Source organism: Vibrio sp. R10-SG3-ISO3 (assembly GCF_059834225.1).
On the sequence record NZ_JCBDHE010000047.1, the window covers coordinates 136,725 to 156,002 of the forward strand.

Here is a 19,278-nt window from a genome sequence, read left to right on the forward strand (position 1 = left end):
CTCGTTCTCACGGCAATCGCCGAAGAGAAATGGTGTAACCTTCGCATCTATTGCGTTGCCCTGGTGGTGGAATTGGTAGACACAAGGGATTTAAAATCCCTCGGCGTTCGCGCTGTGCCGGTTCAAGTCCGGCCCGGGGCACCATTAACTCAAGTAGAGCAGGCTTATCAAGTTGTAGATACAAAGGCGCGTTGGCAGAGTGGCTATGCAGCGGATTGCAAATCCGTGGACCTCGGTTCGACTCCGGGACGCGCCTCCATTCTTTCTCTATCAGAAACTCTCTTCTAAAGTTGGCGCAAAAATCGGCTTGTTGCGACTCTATTTTCCAATATTTTTCTTTGTGATTGATTTTTGAGTGACATACTCTTATCGAGCGACGTGTTAATCGTAACGTTCTCTCAAACAGATAAATGGAAAAAGCGCCGAGAGTATCGGCGCTTTTGTCTTATTCTCAGTAATCTAAAGGCTGCTGATGCGCACCTTATACTAGTGAGGTCAGCATCTCTTCACTGTACGGAGTGAGCGCTTGGCCCGATTTCACTTTTTCAACGTAATCTGGGTTGGCAATCAGAGGACGGCCAATCGCAAGTAAATCAAACTTGCCTGCTTCAATCGCCTCATTGCCGGTTTGAGCATCAAAACCACCCACGCCGATCAAGGTTTTCGAGTATTGAGCGCGCATGTATTGCGAGGCGGTACCGCCTAGGTGCTCAAATGCCATAGCGTCATCGAAAATGCCCACATGTAAGTAGGCCAAATCACGTACTTCGAGTTGCTTTAGCAAGTAATCGAATACGTCACGATCACGTGGGTCGGCCTCGACGTTAAAGTAAGCGCCAGGGGAGAGACGCAGACCAACGCGATCCGCGCCGATCGCTTCCACGACAGCGTCCATCACTTCTAGCGCAAAACGAGACATATTTTCCGCTGTTTGGCCATACTCATCATCACGTTGGTTGCTGCTGTAGTGAAGGAATTGGTCGATGAGATAGCCGTTTGCACCGTGGATCTCGACACCATCAAAGCCTGCTTCGATGGCGTTTTGAGAGGCCTTGGCAAAATCGGCGACTAAGCGCTGAATCTCTTCTTTGCTGGCTGGGGTTGGCGTTAGATAGGTGAGGTGGCGCATGCGTGGCACGGTGCCTTCGACACCAATCGCAGAAGGGGCAATCACTTTATCGCCACCAAAAAACGACGGGTGCGCAACGCGGCCGGTGTGCCATAGCTGAGCGAAGATCTTTCCGCCATTTTGATGCACACGCTGAGTGACTTTTTTCCAGCCCTCAATCTGCTTATCAGTAAAGAGCCCAGGGGTGTTAGGGTAGCCTTGACCGTCAGCACTGATCAAGGTCGCTTCGGTAATGATTAAGCCTGTGTCGGCGCGGCGGCCATAGTATTCCACCATTGCATCCGTTGGCACCAGATCCTCGTCAGACATGCAGCGAGTTAGGGGAGCCATCACAATGCGGTTGTTGAGCGTTAGCGTCTCATTGAGCTTGAACGGTTGAAATAGGGTATTCATCGACGTGTCCTTCGAGAGTATTTGAATGCCTATTCAAGTTAGAATATTTTGAATGCTCATTCAAGTATTTTTTGAATGCACATTCAACATCAGTTACTATGTGGGTATTCCAACCTTAAGAGTGATGTTATGCGCAGCGCAGAATTTGACCGTCAAGTGGTATTAAGGCAAGCAATGGCGAAGTTTGTCGAGAAAGGCTATGGCAAAACCAGTATGCAAGATCTTAAGTTGGCAACCGGGCTACATCCCGGGTCGATTTATTGTGCGTTTGACAACAAGCGTGGTCTACTGATCGCCGCATTGGAGCAGTATCAACTCGATAGACACCAAGCGATGGAAGCGCTGTTTGCGTCTTACCCAACGGTGTTTGAAGGGATTGAAGCCTACATGGAGTCGGTGCTCGAAGAGTGCGAGCAAGAGCAGATTAAAGATTGCTTGCTGCAAAAAGCGCTGAGCGAGCTGGCTCATCAAGATGAACAAGTTGAGGCTTTGATCAGCGACATGTTGCGCCGTTGGCAGCAATGGCTGGTGGATAAGATAGCCGTTATGATGGAGCTTGGGGAAATTGCCAATCATCGCTCGCCTGAGCTGGTGGCACAGTTTTTAGTGATGGGGATTTATGGCATGCGTACCTTGTCTCACACTCAGCCCGATTCTGGTGTACTTCGCGCACTGAACGACGAGCTATTGCGCTACATCAAGGGCTAGTTGCTAAACAAACCCGCACAACATTAATACGCGCGGCGTCTCGGCCGCGCAATGGTTAAATGTCGAAGACGTCAGTCAGTTTACTCAAACAGACTCTTTTCAATCTTGATCACGACTTTACGCACCGGCGCTGGCTGGTTGTTGACAGCAACCAATGGACGGTGAGGTTGGCCCGGGTAGAACACCACAAATTCACCGGCTTTAATGGTGACAAATTGCTCTTGTTGTAGCTGTTCACTGAACGCCAAATCTTTATCCGCTAGGTAATCTTCATCCAACCCAGTATACGGCAGTAGGCTGTAGCCAAACGTCTCTTCACCTTCGAGCAGCAATTGCACGTCAAGGTAGCGTTGGTGGCACTCTGACTTACGCTGTTCAAGTGGTTGAGTGTTGTCATCCATCACCAAGAAAAAGGCGCTGTCACCTTCCAGATCATGACGGCCATTTTCGATAGGTTGAGCAGTTTGTTCCATTACGCGTTCAATCAGCTCGATGAGTTTAGGCTGTAAGAAGCGGGCAAAGGAGAGCTCTGCAGTGCTAGCAGTAAACATAGTGAACCCTTAATATTTGTATGACAATAACACCTGAAATATAAAATAGCTTTTCAAAAACAACAATCACTATTTATGAGAGTGTGATTGAGTGCGCGTTCGTCAACCGTTCAGTGAGCGAAGTAGAGACGCGCACTGTGAGGATCCTGCTCCGCACATAATTGGTGCAATTTAGGGTGTTGAAAATATTTAATCGTCTGATTTTATTAATTTTTCTATTTGGCATCTTCATTGCTTTACCCTAAGTGACCTAAGTAAATTCGTGCTCAGTCACACAATACAATAACAACGTCAACGGCAAAGGAGCCTCTTCCCAACAGGAAGAGGCTTTGTTGTTTTTAGAGGAAGGAATCATGGCAAAGGAATGTATCAAATCGGCCTGTCCGTACTGCGGCGTCGGCTGCGGAGTCGAAATTGGCCCACTCGGTATTGTTGGAGACAAAGCCCACCCAGCCAACCAAGGCGCACTGTGCGTTAAAGGCGCCGCGCTTGCAGAGAGCATGAAAATGCCGTCGCGCCTGCTCTACCCCAAATTTCAGGGCAAGGAAGTGAGCTGGGATGAAGCGGCAGAGCGCATTGCCGGTGCGATGGCGGAGGCGATCCACACGCAAGGCGCGGATTCGGTCGCCATGTACGTTTCAGGGCAACTGTTGACAGAAGATTATTACGTTGCCAATAAGCTGATGAAAGGCTTTGTTGGCAGTGCCAACATCGATACTAATTCACGTTTGTGCATGTCTTCGGCGGTGGTGGCACACAATCGCGCGTTTGGAGAAGATGTAGTGCCGGTCAATTATGATGACCTTAATCATGCCAATCTGATTGTCATTTGTGGAGCGAATACGGCGTGGACACACCCTGTGCTGTTTCGTCGAATCCAACAAGCACGCGATAAGAATCCAGAGATGAAATTGGTCGTGATTGATCCACGCGAAACCGTCACCGCGAGCCAAGCAGACTTGCATATTCCTATTGCCAATGACGGCGATGTGGCGCTGTTTCACGGACTGATTCGCTATCTACATCAACATGACGCGTTGGACCATGACTTTATTACCAACCACACAGAAGGCTTTGAGGCATTGTTGACTGAAGTGAACGCTAGCCAATATCAGTTGGATGCGATTGCGGAACGTATCAACGTCGAGTCGGCGAAAATTGCGACCTTCTATGGCTGGTTTGCGCAAGAGCGCAAGGCGATCACGCTGTTTTGCCAAGGCGTTAACCAATCGCAAAGTGGTGCAGACAAAGGTAATGCCATCATCAACGCGCATTTAGCTAAAGGGGCGATCGGTTATCAGGGCGCAGGGCCGTTTTCTATCACCGGGCAACCGAATGCGATGGGCGGACGCGAAGTCGGCGGGCTCGCCAATCAGTTGGCTGTGCATCGCGGCTTCGATGATGACTCCATCGCACTGGTCGAAGACTTTTGGCAAGCGCCTAATATCGCCAGAAAGCCTGGTTTAAAAGCGATCGAGATGTTTGAAGCGGTTGAGCGCAACGAGATCAAAGTGATTTGGATCATGGCAACCAATCCGGTGGTCTCGATGCCAGATAACCACTATGTGCGCCGCGCACTTGAAGCCTGTCCTTTGGTTATCGTGTCAGACATCACCGCCGATTCAGACATCGCTCAATACGCAGATCTGCTGTTACCCGCCGCAGGTTGGGGAGAAAAGCAGGGCATGGTGACCAACTCAGAGCGCACCATGTCGCGCCAAAGACAGTTCACGCCACCACCGGGGCAGGCTTTACCCGATTGGCGTGCGATTAGCGTTGTTGGCGCGCTTTTGTGTGAAAAACTCGGTGTGAGCAACGGATTTGATTTTCAAAGCGAAGCGGACGTGTTTCGTGAGTATGCAGCCATGACGGGCATCAATGCAACGTCTCCACGTTTACTGGATATCAGCCAATATGCTGAGCTAACGGATGAGAAGTATCGTCAATGGCAACCTAAACAATGGGGCGGGGAGAGACCTTACGCCGAGCTGCGTTTTAGTTTCGCCGACGGTAAAGCGCGTTTCATTGCCGCGAAAGAGGGCGCATTGCAACGAGGCTGGTGGCTCAATACCGGCCGTCAGCGCGATCAATGGCACACCATGACGCGCACAGGGCATGTGGTTCATCTTGCCGCCTCAGAAACGGAGCCGACGGTGTACATGAACGCGCTATCGGCAAGCCATTTGGGTATTGAGGCCGGCCAACTTATACGTATCTCACCTGTCAAACTTGCATCGGCGCAAGGGCCGCACACCACTATTGTGGCGAAAGTGGGCTTGGATGAGACCTTGAGTTACAAACAGCTCTTTATGTCGATGCACTGGGCGGCGGCGTATGGCGGAAAGTCACAAGTGAACGCCGTCGTGAGTCGAGATGCCGACCCACACTCTGGTCAGCCCGCGTTTAAGTCAAGCGAGGTCGAACTTCTGCCAGTATCGGTTAAGACCTATGGCCTCTACATTGGCAGCCAATTTGACCCTGACGATTGCCTATATCACTCCTTTCAAGTGGAGAATCGTGTCGGAATTTGGCGCTTTGCCCATGATAAGCCCGCAGATAAGCAGACGTTGTGTGTGGGTGACAGACCTAGCCGCCTCAACCATATCAAAACCCGCCGAGTTGTCCTTGATACCTCTTCTGGATGGTTAGCGGTGGATTTTGATGAGGTTGGAGATGAGCGCATTGTCCGCTCTTTATTGGTCACATCAGAGCAACCTATTCACTCCGATTACACAAAATTAGTGGAGTTGGTTGGCAAGGCGCTCAATTTCAGCCGTCTTATTTCTCTTGCAGCGCAAGAAGGGCAGAGCGAGCTTATTTGCAGTTGCTTTAGAGTGACCGATGAGCAGATTTTGCAATCGCTCAGCGAAGGGGAGTGTTCGAGCGTAGCGCAGTTGCAAACCAGATTGAAGTGCGGCACCAACTGCGGCTCTTGTTTACCACAAGTCGCACGTTTGGTGGAAGAGTTCGAGCAAACGCGGGTTTCGCCTGGCACAACGACACAAAGCATCACAGTAGTAGATACGTCGCCGAACGCGACAATGAGGTAAGTGCTATGGATAAGTTACAGCATCAACACAATGACACATACCGACTTCGAGAAGGGGCTGGCAAAAGCCTATCCAGCGCTGGATTTATCGACCACGATGCCCAGCGTGGCGCATCGCTGAAATTGGCGACCCCAAAACCCGGCACGGGTCGCGTCTTTTTGACGGGCGCAGGGCCCAATGATCCGGAATTGCTGACCGTCAAAGCGATGAAGGCTATTCAGAATGCAGACGCGATCGTCTACGACCGATTAGTGAACGTCGATATCTTAGATTTGGCTAAACCGAGCGCGACACTCATCTACGTGGGAAAACGCTGTGGAAAACCGAGTCTAAAACAGGAAGAGATCAGTCAAATCTTAGTGGATTTGGCGATGCAGGGATTAGAGGTTGTGCGCTTGAAAGGGGGAGACCCTTTTATCTTCGGCCGTGGCGGTGAAGAAGGGTTGCGACTTGCCGAGCAAGGCATTGAGTATGAGGTGATCCCAGGCATCACCGCCGCCATTGGTTGCGCAGCGAGCAGTTTTATTCCCCTCACGCACCGAGAGGTCGCGCGCAGTGTAACCTTCGTGACGGGGCAAGTGGTGTCGGGCGCACTGCCGACCTGGGCACATTTGGTCGGACAGGGGCAGACATTAGTGTTTTATATGGGGCTTGAGAAATCCGCCGACATACAACAAGGGCTGATGGCCAATGGGTTGGCGGCAGATTTCCCGCTTGCGATCGTGACGCACGGTTGCAGTCGTCAGCAGCAAGTCCATATCTCAACACTCGGGGCGCTGTGCGAGATGGCTCAAGCGTTAAAAGGCGTGAGTCCAACGTTGATTATCTTAGGTGAAGTGGTCAAACTACGAGAACAATTAACGAAGACCATAGCGTCTGTGGCTTATGAGGCTGTATGAGCACAATAAAGGAATGTATTCGCACGGTTGGGCGTGGGGAGAGGGGGCGCAAACCTCTGAGTTTTGAGCAAGCCTATCAGGTAATGGATGAATATCTCGATGGGCAGGGCGCGGACGATCAAATGGCCATGCTGCTGATGCTGATTCGCGTGCAAAATGAGACCAAGCAAGAGATTGCCGGTTTCGTCAAAGCGTTTCAGTCACGCATGCCACAGCTTGGTGCCGACATCGATTGGCCTTGTTACGCCGGTAAACGCCCAGCCAGTGGTAAGCCGTGGCATGGACTAGCGGCCAAAATTCTTGCCAACGCTGGGCACAAGGTGCTGCTGCATGGCTATCATGACCTTGCCGCGGGGCGAGAGCATGTTGAGGATTATTTGACCGTGCTTGGTATCGAGATAGCGCAAACGCCAGAACACGCCAAAACAATGCTCGAGCAGCATGGTATCGCTTACTTGCCACTGCGCCATTTTGCGCCCAAAGCGCAAGAGATGATCGGTTGGAAAAATCGCTATGGGCTCAGAACGCCGATCAACACGGTGGTTCGCGCCCTGAACCCAAGTGGCGCAGCGATTGGTATTCGTGGCAGTTTCCACCCAGGTTTTCAGCAGTTGCATGCAGAGGTAGAGCATGAAATTGGCTTGACCAAACATGCGGTGGTCTCTTTCAAAGGCCAATCGGGAGAATCAGAATATAACCCCAAGGTAAGCCAAACGGTCTGGATGAGCTCAGAAAACGGCGTGACCTCCCACTACCAGGCAGAGCAGCTGCTCACCGATGTGCCACTACCGAAGGCGTGCCCTTTAGAGACGCCGCAAAGTGATTGGAACATGATGGCGAACACCATTATCGCGACCATGGCGACTGTGTTGTTCCCGCGGCACAACGATTACAGTCAAGCGTTTGCGTCGGCCTATCAGCTTTGGGAGGACTACTGCGCCACTGCTTGAACCTGAAGCATCTAAAAAAATCGAATCTATTCAAATAGATAGGGTCTCATTTCTTTCTGTCTGACAACCTTGGCACATTCCTTGTTTTGAAAAGCTTAGCTGGAGCAATAAAACAAGGAATGTCTATGTACCAAGCCATGTCGAAAATTCCGATCATCGTCTGTTGCGATTCACTCAAAGAGCAAAGCCGAATCAGTGCAATACTCGCCCAAGATTTTGATGCAATTTTAGGCTGCCAACTGGCGCAATTTGACGCGCTCATCACGCAGCACCCCAACTCATTTGTGGTGGTCGGATGGCGACAACCGTGCGCTGAGCTCACCTTGCTGATCGAACGTTGCCGCGAGAAAAAATTGCCACTACTGGTGATTGTTCAGTCATTGAGTTCTATGGATATCAATCGCTTACCTAAAAAAATGGATTATGTGCTACTCCCAAGCGATAGTGGTTGTTCGCTGGCGCCTTGGGCACTGCACGCCGCTTCCGTTCGCCAGTCGATGTTAGATATGGAACAGGAAATGGCCGAACTTGCCAGCAAATTGGAAGAGCGGAAATGGATAGAAAAAGCCAAAGGGTTATTGATGAAGCACCACGGTGTGGACGAGTCTGCCGCCTATAAAGCGATGCGCCAATCGGCGATGCAATCGAGTCAATCTATGGTTCAAGTCGCGAAAAACGTACTGATCACCTTAGAGACGTTAAAAGGTTAGGCTACCACTTTGGGGTTACAAGAAAAATTCCAACTCGGTGCGAAGTGCACTAAGGCAAAGCAGAACCAATAGGAATAGTCAGTGATATTGGGTTAAGCCATTGAATTTTAAGTATTAAATAAGTTGGCATGCTACTTGGAATAGGAATAACTAAGGTTAGAAGCGTGATTCATTACGACTTTGCGCAACCACACAATTTGTTCAATTGTACTTAAGGTTTATCAACGGCGGTAAATCGTTAAGTCAGCATCGGCGCTACTGCTCATCACGAGCAGTAGCGCTTTTTTATTGGAGAAAGAGTATGAAATGGAAATCAACCCTGAACACCGCTGGATTGCTTAAAAGCACGGCGTTAGCTGTCACGCTATCACTGTCTGCCTACGTGCCAATGAGTGCTGCCGAGGTCGGTGAGCCTGAACTGGAAGATCTCAAGTTCGGTTTCATCAAACTGACCGATATGGCACCGCTCGCGATTGCGTATGAAAAAGGCTTTTTTGAAGACGAAGGCTTATACGTCACGCTTGAGGCGCAGGCCAACTGGAAAGTGCTTCTCGACCGAGTGATAGATGGTGAGTTAGATGGCGCGCACATGCTATCAGGTCAGCCGCTCGGTGCCACCATTGGTATAGGTACACAGGCGGAAGTGATCACCGCATTCAGTATGGATCTCAATGGCAACGCGATTACTGTCTCCAACGATACATGGGCAGAGATGAAACAGTACGTGCCTAAGCAAGAGGATGGCCTCCCTGTTCACCCGATCAAGGCGGATGCGCTCAAGCCTGTGGTTGAGGGTTACCTTGACCAAGGCAAGCCATTCAATATGGGCATGGTATTCCCTGTGTCCACTCACAACTATGAACTGCGCTATTGGCTTGCCGCAGGGGGCATTCACCCTGGCTATTACGCGCCAGAAGCAGGAGATAACAGTGGCCAGCAAAGCGCGGATGTGTTGTTGAGCGTGACTCCGCCACCGCAAATGCCCGCCACAATGGAAGCCGGCACGATCAAAGGTTATTGCGTCGGCGAACCGTGGAACCAACAAGCGGTGTTTAAAGGGATCGGCGTGCCTGTGGTCACCGATTACGAAATCTGGAAAAACAACCCAGAAAAAGTATTTGGCGTCTCAAAAGAGTGGGCAGAGAAGTACCCGAATACGCACATTCGTGTGGTGAAAGCGCTGATTCGCGCGGCCCATTGGCTTGATGAGAACAACAACGCCAACCGTGAGGAAGCGGTTAAGTTGCTGGCGAAAAGTGAATACGTCGGTGCTGACTACGAAGTGATCGCCAACTCCATGACTGGCACATTCGAGTATGAAAAGGGTGACAAACGTGAAGTGCCTGATTTCAACGTTTTCTTCCGCTACAACGCGACTTACCCCTACTACAGTGATGCGATCTGGTATTTAACCCAGATGCGCCGCTGGGGACAAATCGCCGAAGGCAAGTCAGACGACTGGTACATGGACGTAGCGAAGAAAGTCTACCGCCCTGATATCTACCAACAAGCGGCACAAGCCCTCGTCGAAGATGGTGTTCTGACGCAAGGTGACTTCCCTGACTTTGGTCAAGAAGATGGTTTCCGTGCGCCGCAGACGCATTTCATCGATGACATCGTTTACGACGGTCGCCAGCCTAATGCCTACCTAGAAAAATTCAATATTGGTCTAAAAGGCAGCGACAAAGTGTAACGCCCAAGATTGGGTCAAATCGGGGGGAGGTGACTCCCCCACATTAGGAAAGCCCGATTGAGCGCTGCGCTCAATCACACAGTCAACAAGACGTAACAAGGATGTAATAGGAGTGCTTATGTCGAGTAATGTCATTTCCCTCATACCGAGTAAATCGGTGGTAGCGAACAAAAGCAAAATCGTTCTGCTACCGCTTATCGGCATATTGATGTTTTTGATGATGTGGCATTTAAGTGCACGTCAGGTCGAAACGTCATTAGGCACCTTGCCTGGCCCGGTGCAAACGTTCGAGCAATTTAGCAATTTAGTGGACGATCATTGGAATGAGCGCCAAAAAGAACAAGCCTTCATTGAACGCCAAGAAAAGCGTAATGCCAAGAAGCTCGCCAAAGATCCCAACGCCGAGGTCAAAATTCGCCCCTACACAGGCAAACCGACATTTTTTGATCAGATTGTCACCAGCCTAGTGACGGTGGCGAGTGGCTTTATTCTCGCCACGGTGATCGCCGTACCTCTGGGCATTGTCCTTGGGCTAAACCACGGTCTGTATCAAGCCTTTAACCCGATTATTCAACTGCTTAAGCCCGTTTCGCCCCTTGCTTGGTTGCCTATTGTGACCATGGTGGTGAGTGCAACCTACGTCAGTGATGACCCGCTTTTTGCTAAATCTTTTGTCAACTCACTGCTTACCGTTGCGCTATGTAGCTTGTGGCCCACCTTAATCAACACGGCGGTTGGCGTGACAAGTGTGGACAAAGACCTGATTAACGTCAGTAAAGTGCTGCAGCTTTCTTGGTGGCAACACATTCGCATTATTGTCCTGCCGTCGGCGATCCCGATGATCTTTACAGGGCTTCGTTTGTCACTCGGTATTGCGTGGATGGTCCTGATTGCCGCTGAAATGCTGGCGCAAAACCCCGGACTTGGCAAGTTCGTTTGGGATGAGTTTCAAAACGGCAGTTCCGCCTCACTTGGGCGCATTATGGTCGCCGTTATTGCCATCGGTTTTATTGGTTTGTTGCTCGATCGCGGCATGTTGCAGCTACAGAAGTGGCTCTCATGGAACAAACAGCAAGCATTGCGTTAATAGGAGTTCATCATGTCTAAACCGTTACTCGATCTTACTCAACTTGGCATGCGATTTCCGACGCCCAACGGCGAATTTATCGCGCTCAAGAATGTTAACTTACAAATCCAACGTGGCGAGTTTATCTCCCTGATTGGTCACTCGGGCTGTGGTAAATCGACCGTGCTCAATTTGGTTGCGGGTTTGCACATGCCCACCGATGGCGGCGTGATTGTCGATGGGCGCGAAGTCAGTGGCCCAGGCCCCGAGCGCGCTGTGGTGTTCCAAAATCACTCGTTGCTGCCTTGGCTAACCGTGCACGAAAACGTGGAAATTGCCGTCAAACAGGTGGCCGCAGGGCAGAGCAAAGCATGGATCAAACAGCAAACCGAGCACTATTTGGAGTTGATTCACATGTCTCACGCGGCAGACAAAAAGCCAGATGAAATCTCCGGCGGCATGAAGCAGCGTGTCGGTATTGCGAGGGCGTTGGCGTTGCAACCTAAAGTGCTGTTGATGGATGAGCCGTTCGGCGCACTCGATGCGTTAACCCGCGCGCACTTGCAAGACTCCTTGATGGAAATCCAAGCTGACTTGAACAACACCGTCATCATGATCACGCACGATGTGGACGAAGCGGTGTTGCTCTCAGACAAAATCGTCATGATGACTAACGGACCGGCGGCCAAGATCGGCGAAGTGCTTGAGATTGATTTGCCAAGACCCCGTGACCGAGTGGCGTTGGCGGATAACCCGCAGTATCAAAAATATCGCCAGTCAGTGTTGAGATTCCTCTATGAAAAGCAGGCCAAACCTGAGCCTACGGCATCAAAAACCAAGACAGCGTTAAGAGCAAGCGCGAGCTCGTCCACCCAAGACGATGCGAAATCAGCGGCAAAGACCGCCTAAGGAAGTGAACATGGAACGGATAGTAATTGTTGGCAATGGCATGGTCGGACACCATCTGGTGGCTCAATTGGTCGAGCGCGGCGCGCATCTCGAAAAACGCATTACCGTGATTGGCGAAGAGCGCTTTATCGCTTATGACCGAGTTCAGCTCTCGGCACTGTTTTCGGGCAAATCCCATCAAGATCTGATGCTGAGCAGCGAAGAGTGGTATCAAAAACATGGCATCGAGTTGGTGCTCGGTGCACAGGTGACTGCCCTGATGCCAGAGCTCAAACGCATAGAGCTCGATGGTGAAACCGTGATGGGGTATGACCAATTAGTCCTCGCCACCGGTTCTTACCCATTTGTGCCGCCGATTGAGGGGCATGATCGTGAGCAAATTTTTGTCTATCGCACCCTTGATGATCTCTCTGAAATCAAAACCGCCTGCCAAGGGGCGAAAACCGGCGCGGTGATCGGCGGTGGTCTGCTCGGGCTTGAAGCCGCGAACGCCTTGCGTTTGCTCGGGGTGGAAACTCACGTAGTCGAATTCGCCCCAAGGCTCATGCCAGTGCAGCTCGATGACGGCGCAGGCACCGTACTGAAAGAGAAAATAGAACAGCTTGGCTTATCGGTGCATACCTCGACGGCAACGGAGCGCATTTGTGATGGCGAGAGCGCAAAACATCGCATGGTCTTCAAAGATGAGGATCCGCTTGAAGTAGACGTGATCGTCTTTTCCGCGGGGATACGTCCACAAGATGCCTTAGCGCGCGGTGCCGGGCTGACTATTGGCGAGCGCGGCGGGATTGTGATTGATGATCGCTGCGTGACCAGTGACGACTCCATTTTTGCCATTGGTGAATGTGCCCTTTGGCAAGAACGCATTTTTGGCCTGGTTGCGCCTGGCTATACGATGGCGCGTGTCGTTGCTGACGTTCTGACCCATCGTGACACCCAAGGGTTCACTGGTGCAGACATGAGCACCAAACTGAAACTGCTTGGTGTGGATGTCGCATCAATCGGTGATGCGCACAAAGCGACCCCGGGCGCGCAAGAGATGGTTTTGCAAGACGCGGTCACAGGCGTCTACAAAAAGCTGGTGGTCGATGCGACGGGCACCCAACTGCTTGGCGCTATTTTGGTCGGTGACAATAGTGACTACGACGCCTTACTGCAATGTTACTTAAACCAAACCATGCTGCCCGATCACGCTGCAAATCTCCTGTTTGACACCAGTATGCTCGATGGTGAAATGAACGACACCGCGGTGATTTGTTCCTGTCACAATGTCACCAAAGGCGATTTGGTGGCGGCGATTCAAGCGGGCGCGCAAGATTTGGACTCTCTTAAAGCGCAGACGAAAGCGGGTACTGGCTGTGGTGGTTGTAGCAACATGGTCAAATCGGTGCTCGATGCTGAATTGGTAGCGATGGGCGTTGAAGTCAACAACCATGTCTGTGAACACTTTGCGCTGTCACGCCAAGAGTTGTTCCATATTTGCCAAGTCGAAGCGATCAAGGATTTTGACACCTTAATCGCTCGTCACGGCCAAGGGTTGGGGTGCGATCTGTGTAAACCGACCGCCAGTTCGATCTTCGCCTCGCTGTGGAATGAACACATCATGGAGCCTCAACACAGCCGTTTACAAGATTCCAATGATGCCTTTATGGCGAATCTGCAAAAAGATGGCTCTTATTCGGTCGTACCTCGTGTTGCCGGCGGCGAGATCACACCAGACAAGCTGATTGTCTTAGGAGAAGTGGCCAAGAAATACGATCTCTACACCAAAATTACGGGTGGGCAGCGAGTCGATCTGTTTGGCGCACAAGTTGAGCAGTTACCGGATATCTGGCGCACGCTGATCGACGCGGGCTTTGAAACCGGCCATGCTTACGGAAAATCGGTCCGAACAGTGAAATCTTGCGTGGGCTCAACCTGGTGCCGCTACGGTGTTGATGATTCGGTTGGCCTCGCCATCGAACTTGAAAACCGCTACAAAGGGCTACGTTCGCCACACAAACTGAAGTTTGCGGTGTCAGGCTGTACCCGAGAGTGCGCTGAAGCGCAAAGTAAAGACATCGGCGTCATTGCCACGGAAAACGGCTGGAACCTCTACGTGTGTGGTAACGGTGGCATGCGCCCGCGTCACGCGGATCTGTTTGCCTCCGATCTCAGCAAACATGAATTGATCACTCTGATTGACCGCGTGTTGATGTTCTACGTTCGCACCGCAGACAAATTGCAACGCACCTCAGTGTGGATGGATAACCTGGAAGGTGGGTTGGCGTACCTAAAACAAGTGGTTATAGAGGACTCTCTCGCCCTTTGCGAGTCATTGGAGACGCAAATGCAGCACGTGGTGGATACCTACCAGTGTGAATGGAAGAGCACGTTGGATAACCCTGCCAAGCTCACTAAGTTCCGTCCATTCATTAATTCAGGTGAATCCAGTCGAGCATTGCCTTACCAACGCATTCGTGGCCAACGTATTCCAGTCAAGGAGGAGAATTGATGGACGTACTCGAGAAAATCAAGGTGTGCGACTTAAGCGCACTGTGCGCCTACGAAGGGCGAGTCGCCTTGGTGGAAGGCCAACAAGTTGCGCTGTTTCTCATCCCTAATCAAGGTGTGTTTGCGGTGCAGAACTGGGATCCTATCGGCAAAGCTTTTGTGCTTAGCCGCGGCATTGTCGGAGATGTTAAGGGCAAGTTGTGTGTCGCTTCCCCTTTGTACAAACAGCATTTTTGCCTGCGCTCAGGCGAGTGCTTAGAAAACAGCGACGTGCGTTTAGCTCATTGGCCCGTGTTGCTGGAAAACGATGAAGTGTTTCTTGAATGGCACGCGAAGGCGTAACAAGGTTTTCGCGAGTGACTCGTGTTTCACCCTAGCCCTATCCTTCCAGGGGGCAAATACCAACCTGTTGATCAGGTTGGTATTTTTTTGTGCGATGTTTTAATTAACGCGGTACTAATTTATTCACCGATCGCGGCTTTGCGTTTACCCCGTATCGAGGCAAGCAACATATAGATGCTAGTAGCAAGCAGCGCCGCGAACAAATAGCCCATCAATCCTTGAGGGCCAGAAAGAAACCCATCTGCTACCACAGGTCCCACTACAGAACCGACACTGTAACTGAACAGCATCACTTGTGTTGCGCAGACGATGTATTGGGCGTTCAAGCCATCACAGCCTAAGTTGATCGCAATGGGGTAGAGTGCGAAGGTCGCCATACCAAGTACAAATAGCCCGGCACCCAGAGCTCGCAGACCCGGCACCATAGAGGTAAAGGCAATCGCAGCCACGCCCACCAAGCACAAGAGTGCCATTAGAGGTGTGCGACCGAACACTTTCGCCAATGCTGGCACTAATGGCTGAATCGCCATACCGCCCAAAACGAACAGCGCCATTAAGCCGCCAATGTCATCATGGGCAATGCCACGTTGACTCAATTCGACAGGCATCAGGCCGTACACTGCGCCGAGGGTGAGACCAGACACAACACAGCCAATGATTGCGGCATGGCTTAATTTGCTCATCTGCTTAAAAGAGAGTGAGGTACTCTCTCCGTGCTCGGGTTGATCAGAGTCACCAAACATCAGCACGATAATGGCGAGCAATAAAAGGGTAGTGATAGTAATAAAAGGCACACCACCCGATACGCCAATGACACCAATACCCAATTGGCCTAGCGCCGCGCCGCCATACAGCGCGCCCATGTAAAGACCAAGGCGTTTAGCGCGTGACTGTTCGTCACCGTGCAGCAACCAAGATTCGACCACAACAAACACCCCTGCAACTGCCGCGCCTGCGACAAAGCGTGCGATCAACCAGCTACTTGCATACGGCATTAATGGCAAGGCCACAATCGTGAGTAGAAATAGCGCTAAACACCAGACAAACGCGGCTTTGTGCCCTAATCGGCGCACCAAAGGCTCTACACCCATCGCGCCAATCAATAGACCTGCGTAAAATACGCTCGCAAGCCAACTGGCGAGTGAGGTATCCAGATCGTAGTGAGGCAGCATCAGCGGAATCAAACTCATCAAATAGCCCGATGCAACGGCGTATAGCGCCAATGCAATCACAGGAACCGTGACACGGATAGTGCGGGTAGGAGTAAGAGTGTTGTCCAACGTCGTCGCCTCAAAACGGACAATCCTTGGCCATAAGGAACCAAGGATTGAGAAATTAACCAGTGAGTTTTCGCGCGAATATGGACTGAATAGTTTTGTGGGTAAAACGAAAAGAATTAATCGACTCGACAAGAGATTTTTGTCGAGTCGTTAGTGGGAACTCAAGGTTAATTATTGATGGCTTGAGTTAGCCATTGGCTAAATTGCGAGCGAGGAAGCGCACCGTTAATCACATCCACGCGCTGGCCGTTTTTGAATACCATCACAGTCGGAATACTACGGATCTGAAACTGAGCGGCCAACGCTTGCTCAACTTCGGTGTTGATTTTGACAAATCGTACTTCGCCCTGTCTGGCGGCGGCTTCGTCTTCAAAGACAGGTGCAAAGCCCACACAAGGGTTGCACCAAGGCGCCCAAAAATCGACCACCACAGGTTGGCTGCTTTGCAACAGGGCATTAAAGTTCAGCGACGTGCCTTCTATCGGTTGGCCATCGAGCAACGCCGATTGGCATTTACCACATTTAGAGCTTTCCGATACGCGCTCGAGCGGCACGCGGTTGACACCAGAACATGATGGGCATCGTGTATTGAAGGTAGACATGACTTTTCTCTTTATTAATTATTTCAACTCAATGACACACTAGTTATACTCTGAAAACGCCAAGTGACTCAAATAAGAATGTAAAAAGGCACATAATGACCAGCTATTACGCAGAAATTACCGGTTGGGGTAAATGCCTACCGCCAGCCACGCTCTCCAACGATGACCTCAGCACTTTTCTAGATACTTCCGATGAATGGATTAAAACGCGCACCGGTATAGAGCAGCGCCGCATCAGCCATGTGAATACGTCAGATCTTGCAACCGTTGCCGCCAAACACGCACTCGCGTGTGCCAATGTCGGTGTTGATGAGGTGGATCTCATTATTGTTGCGACCTGCTCACCTGACTCGCTGATTCCCAATACCGCGTCTAAAGTCGCCCAAAACCTCGGCGTTCAAGCCGCCGCAGCGTTTGACTTGAACGCAGCGTGTACAGGCTTTGTTTACGGATTAGAAACGGCGACTCGTCTTATTCAATCAGGCAATTACCGCCATGCAATCGTGATCGGAGCAGAGCGCCTCTCTTTCTTTATCGATTGGACCCAGCGTGATACGGCGGTGTTATTTGGTGATGGCGCAGGCGCAGCGGTGTTGAGCTGCACAACGGAAAAAGTGGGCTTGCAACAGGCGCAGCTTGGCTGTGATTCGGCTGGGCGTGATATTTTGGCGGTGCCCAAGTTTGGTACCTCAATGGATCGTTTCGCTGCGGACAACGGCTACTGGGCGTTTGATTTTGTCGGCAAAGAGATCTTTAAGCGTGCGGTGAAAGGCATGGGCGCAGCTGCTCAATCGGTGCTGGCGCGCAGCGAACTGTCGACTGACGATGTTGATGTGGTGATCCCGCACCAAGCTAACATCCGCATCATTCAAACCTTGTGTGATCTTTCCGGGATTGCTCAAGACAAAGCGTTTGTTAACATCCAGAACTATGGCAACACCTCTGCGGCCACTGTGCCGATTGCCTTGTGTGAAGCGCTGGAACAAGGCTTTATTAAGCCTGGCGACAACCTACTGCTCGCCGCCTTTGGCGCAGGTTTAACTTGGGGCGCAGGCCACATAAAATGGGGTGAGCGAGTTACGCCACTAGGCCAAAGTGATGCCACACTTCCTCCAGTAGAGGCGTCTGCGCTTGAGTTATTGGAACAAGCGATCGCGTTTTGTAAAACACACGCAGAGTAAACAGGCCTAAATTTACAAGGCAATGCAGCCTCAACAAATACGATTAGGCCAATACAATGAGAAGTCGCGAATTGTCGCGACTTTTTTCATGATGGTCGATGACTGGCTGGCAGTATCACATAAGGACAACGACGTAAGATGAAATTTCTTCACACCTCGGATTGGCATTTAGGACGACAGTTTCACAATGTGTCGCTGATTGACGATCAGCGTGTGGTGCTCGACCAGATGGTGGAGTACATGGCGCAGCATCCCGTCGATGCACTGGTGATCGCTGGTGACATTTATGATCGCTCGGTGCCGCCGACCGCGGCGATTGAACTGCTTAATGAAACGCTAAATCGTGTTTGCCAGGAGTTAAATACGCCCGTCATTTTGATTCCGGGTAATCACGATGGCGCGCAGCGCCTCGGGTTTGGCTCTGCACACATGAAAGGCGCAGGGCTGCACATTATCAGCGATTTTCAGCAGATGCTCGAACCGGTTGTGTTGTGCAGTGACCAAGCCGGAGAAGTGGCATTTTATGGCATGCCGTTTAACGATCCAGAGACAGTGCGCCACTACTTGAATCACACCTCTCAACAGCAAGACGAAGCAACGCCTGAGGCGCAAAAGCCGATTGCCACTCACGATGACGCTCATGCTGCGTTGGTTGATTTGATCACGCCTCATCTTAATTCGTCACAACGTCATGTGTTGATCAGCCACTGTTTTGTTGATGGTGCGATCAGCTCAGAGTCGGAGCGTCCACTCTCGATTGGTGGCTCCGAATGTGTCAGTCATGAGCATTTCGTCCATTTTGACTATGTCGCCCTTGGCCATCTTCACCAGCCGCAATACAAAGGCGAAGCCCATATTCGCTACAGTGGCTCATTGATGAAATACAGCTTTTCAGAGCAGCACCATAAAAAAGGCATGACCTTAGTAGAGCTTGATCGCAGCGGTTTGGTTGCGACAACGCATATTCCGCTGCAAGCGCCACATGAAATTCGAATCATCGAAGGGGAGCTGGAAGCGATCCTCGCGGCGGGTAAAACCGATCCTCGCGCCCACGACTATTTGTTGGTGCGATTAACCGACCAACACGCCATTCTCAATCCGATGGAGAAGCTGCGCACTGTCTATCCAAATGTGTTGCATTTGGAAAAGCCCGGCATGTTAGTGGGGGTAGAGCAGTCGATGGCGCAAGCGACGCTATCGCGCAGCGAAGTCGATATGTTCCGCGACTTTTTCAAAGAAGCGCAAGGCAATGAGCTGACTCAAGCGCAAGAGAGCGCGGTTTCGGCGATTATCAAACAACTGAGCCAGCAGTAAGGGGCGCT

General features: G+C 51.1%; 16 protein-coding genes and 2 tRNA genes. 14 read left to right on the top strand and 4 right to left on the bottom strand.

All coding sequences use genetic code 11. The annotated features are described in order from the left end of the window. Nucleotides 1-57: 57 nt before the first annotated feature. Nucleotides 58-144 (top strand) — tRNA-Leu (locus AC6R1A_RS14615). Nucleotides 145-185: 41 nt separating this feature from the next. After that, nucleotides 186-259, top strand: a tRNA-Cys gene (locus tag AC6R1A_RS14620). Between the two features lie 222 nt (nt 260-481). Here AC6R1A_RS14620 and AC6R1A_RS14625 read toward each other — a convergent pair. After that, nucleotides 482-1,522, bottom strand: coding sequence for an alkene reductase (locus AC6R1A_RS14625; RefSeq protein WP_500630768.1), 1,041 nt, complete (start codon nt 1,520-1,522; stop codon nt 482-484). Nucleotides 1,523-1,651: 129 nt separating this feature from the next. Here AC6R1A_RS14625 and AC6R1A_RS14630 point away from each other — a divergent pair, with 129 nt between their 5' ends. Then, nucleotides 1,652-2,230 carry a TetR/AcrR family transcriptional regulator gene (locus AC6R1A_RS14630; RefSeq protein ID WP_500630769.1) on the top strand — a complete coding sequence of 193 codons (579 nt, stop codon included), beginning with the start codon at nt 1,652-1,654 and terminating at the stop codon, nt 2,228-2,230. Nucleotides 2,231-2,310: 80 nt separating this feature from the next. On the opposite strand, the gene AC6R1A_RS14635 is transcribed toward AC6R1A_RS14630, so the two are convergent. Continuing rightward, a complete protein-coding gene (locus tag AC6R1A_RS14635) occupies nt 2,311-2,781 on the bottom strand; it encodes a NanQ anomerase/TabA/YiaL family protein (RefSeq protein WP_334552009.1) in 471 nt (156 codons plus the stop codon). Between the two features lie 353 nt (nt 2,782-3,134). Here AC6R1A_RS14635 and AC6R1A_RS14640 point away from each other — a divergent pair, with 353 nt between their 5' ends. The 9 genes from AC6R1A_RS14640 (at nt 3,135) to nirD (ending at nt 14,893) form a co-directional block, all read left to right on the top strand. Continuing rightward, entirely contained in the window at nt 3,135-5,831 is a 2,697-nt protein-coding gene (locus AC6R1A_RS14640; RefSeq protein ID WP_500632980.1) for a nitrate reductase, read from the top strand. A gap of 5 nt (nt 5,832-5,836) precedes the next feature. Beyond that, entirely contained in the window at nt 5,837-6,730 is an 894-nt protein-coding gene (cobA, locus tag AC6R1A_RS14645; protein WP_500630771.1) for a uroporphyrinogen-III C-methyltransferase, read from the top strand. Further along, the gene (locus tag AC6R1A_RS14650; RefSeq protein ID WP_500630772.1) at nt 6,727-7,680 is read left to right on the top strand and encodes a glycosyl transferase family protein; all 954 of its coding nucleotides are present in this window, start codon (nt 6,727-6,729) and stop codon (nt 7,678-7,680) included. Before cobA ends, AC6R1A_RS14650 begins: the two co-directional genes overlap by 4 nt. A gap of 125 nt (nt 7,681-7,805) precedes the next feature. Continuing rightward, nucleotides 7,806-8,390, top strand: coding sequence for an ANTAR domain-containing response regulator (locus AC6R1A_RS14655; RefSeq protein ID WP_500627273.1), 585 nt, complete (start codon nt 7,806-7,808; stop codon nt 8,388-8,390). A 301-nt stretch (nt 8,391-8,691) separates the two neighbouring features. Further along, nucleotides 8,692-10,083 (top strand): CmpA/NrtA family ABC transporter substrate-binding protein, encoded by a 1,392-nt coding sequence (locus AC6R1A_RS14660; RefSeq protein ID WP_500630773.1) that lies wholly within the window; start codon nt 8,692-8,694, stop codon nt 10,081-10,083. Between the two features lie 118 nt (nt 10,084-10,201). Next, the gene (locus AC6R1A_RS14665) at nt 10,202-11,170 is read left to right on the top strand and encodes an ABC transporter permease (RefSeq protein WP_334552004.1); all 969 of its coding nucleotides are present in this window, start codon (nt 10,202-10,204) and stop codon (nt 11,168-11,170) included. Nucleotides 11,171-11,182: 12 nt separating this feature from the next. Beyond that, nucleotides 11,183-12,058 (top strand): ABC transporter ATP-binding protein, encoded by an 876-nt coding sequence (locus tag AC6R1A_RS14670; RefSeq protein WP_500632981.1) that lies wholly within the window; start codon nt 11,183-11,185, stop codon nt 12,056-12,058. A gap of 10 nt (nt 12,059-12,068) precedes the next feature. Further along, nucleotides 12,069-14,552 carry a nitrite reductase large subunit NirB gene (gene nirB, locus AC6R1A_RS14675; RefSeq protein ID WP_500632982.1) on the top strand — a complete coding sequence of 828 codons (2,484 nt, stop codon included), beginning with the start codon at nt 12,069-12,071 and terminating at the stop codon, nt 14,550-14,552. Continuing rightward, nucleotides 14,552-14,893, top strand: coding sequence for a nitrite reductase small subunit NirD (nirD, locus tag AC6R1A_RS14680; protein ID WP_500627269.1), 342 nt, complete (start codon nt 14,552-14,554; stop codon nt 14,891-14,893). The genes nirB and nirD overlap by 1 nt, the downstream gene beginning before the upstream one ends. Before the next feature lie 119 nt (nt 14,894-15,012). On the opposite strand, the gene AC6R1A_RS14685 is transcribed toward nirD, so the two are convergent. Together AC6R1A_RS14685 and trxC are read right to left on the bottom strand one after the other, a co-directional pair. Continuing rightward, entirely contained in the window at nt 15,013-16,173 is a 1,161-nt protein-coding gene (locus tag AC6R1A_RS14685) for an MFS transporter (RefSeq protein WP_500632983.1), read from the bottom strand. 167 nt (nt 16,174-16,340) lie between these two features. Then, nucleotides 16,341-16,775 carry a thioredoxin TrxC gene (trxC, locus tag AC6R1A_RS14690; protein WP_500632984.1) on the bottom strand — a complete coding sequence of 145 codons (435 nt, stop codon included), beginning with the start codon at nt 16,773-16,775 and terminating at the stop codon, nt 16,341-16,343. Nucleotides 16,776-16,870: 95 nt separating this feature from the next. Between trxC and AC6R1A_RS14695 the strand changes: the two genes are divergently transcribed. After that, nucleotides 16,871-17,956: a ketoacyl-ACP synthase III gene (locus tag AC6R1A_RS14695; RefSeq protein ID WP_500632985.1), complete on the top strand. Its 1,086-nt coding sequence runs from the start codon at nt 16,871-16,873 to the stop codon at nt 17,954-17,956. Nucleotides 17,957-18,094: 138 nt separating this feature from the next. Further along, entirely contained in the window at nt 18,095-19,270 is a 1,176-nt protein-coding gene (locus tag AC6R1A_RS14700; protein WP_500632986.1) for an exonuclease SbcCD subunit D, read from the top strand. The last annotated feature ends 8 nt before the right edge of the window (nt 19,271-19,278 follow it).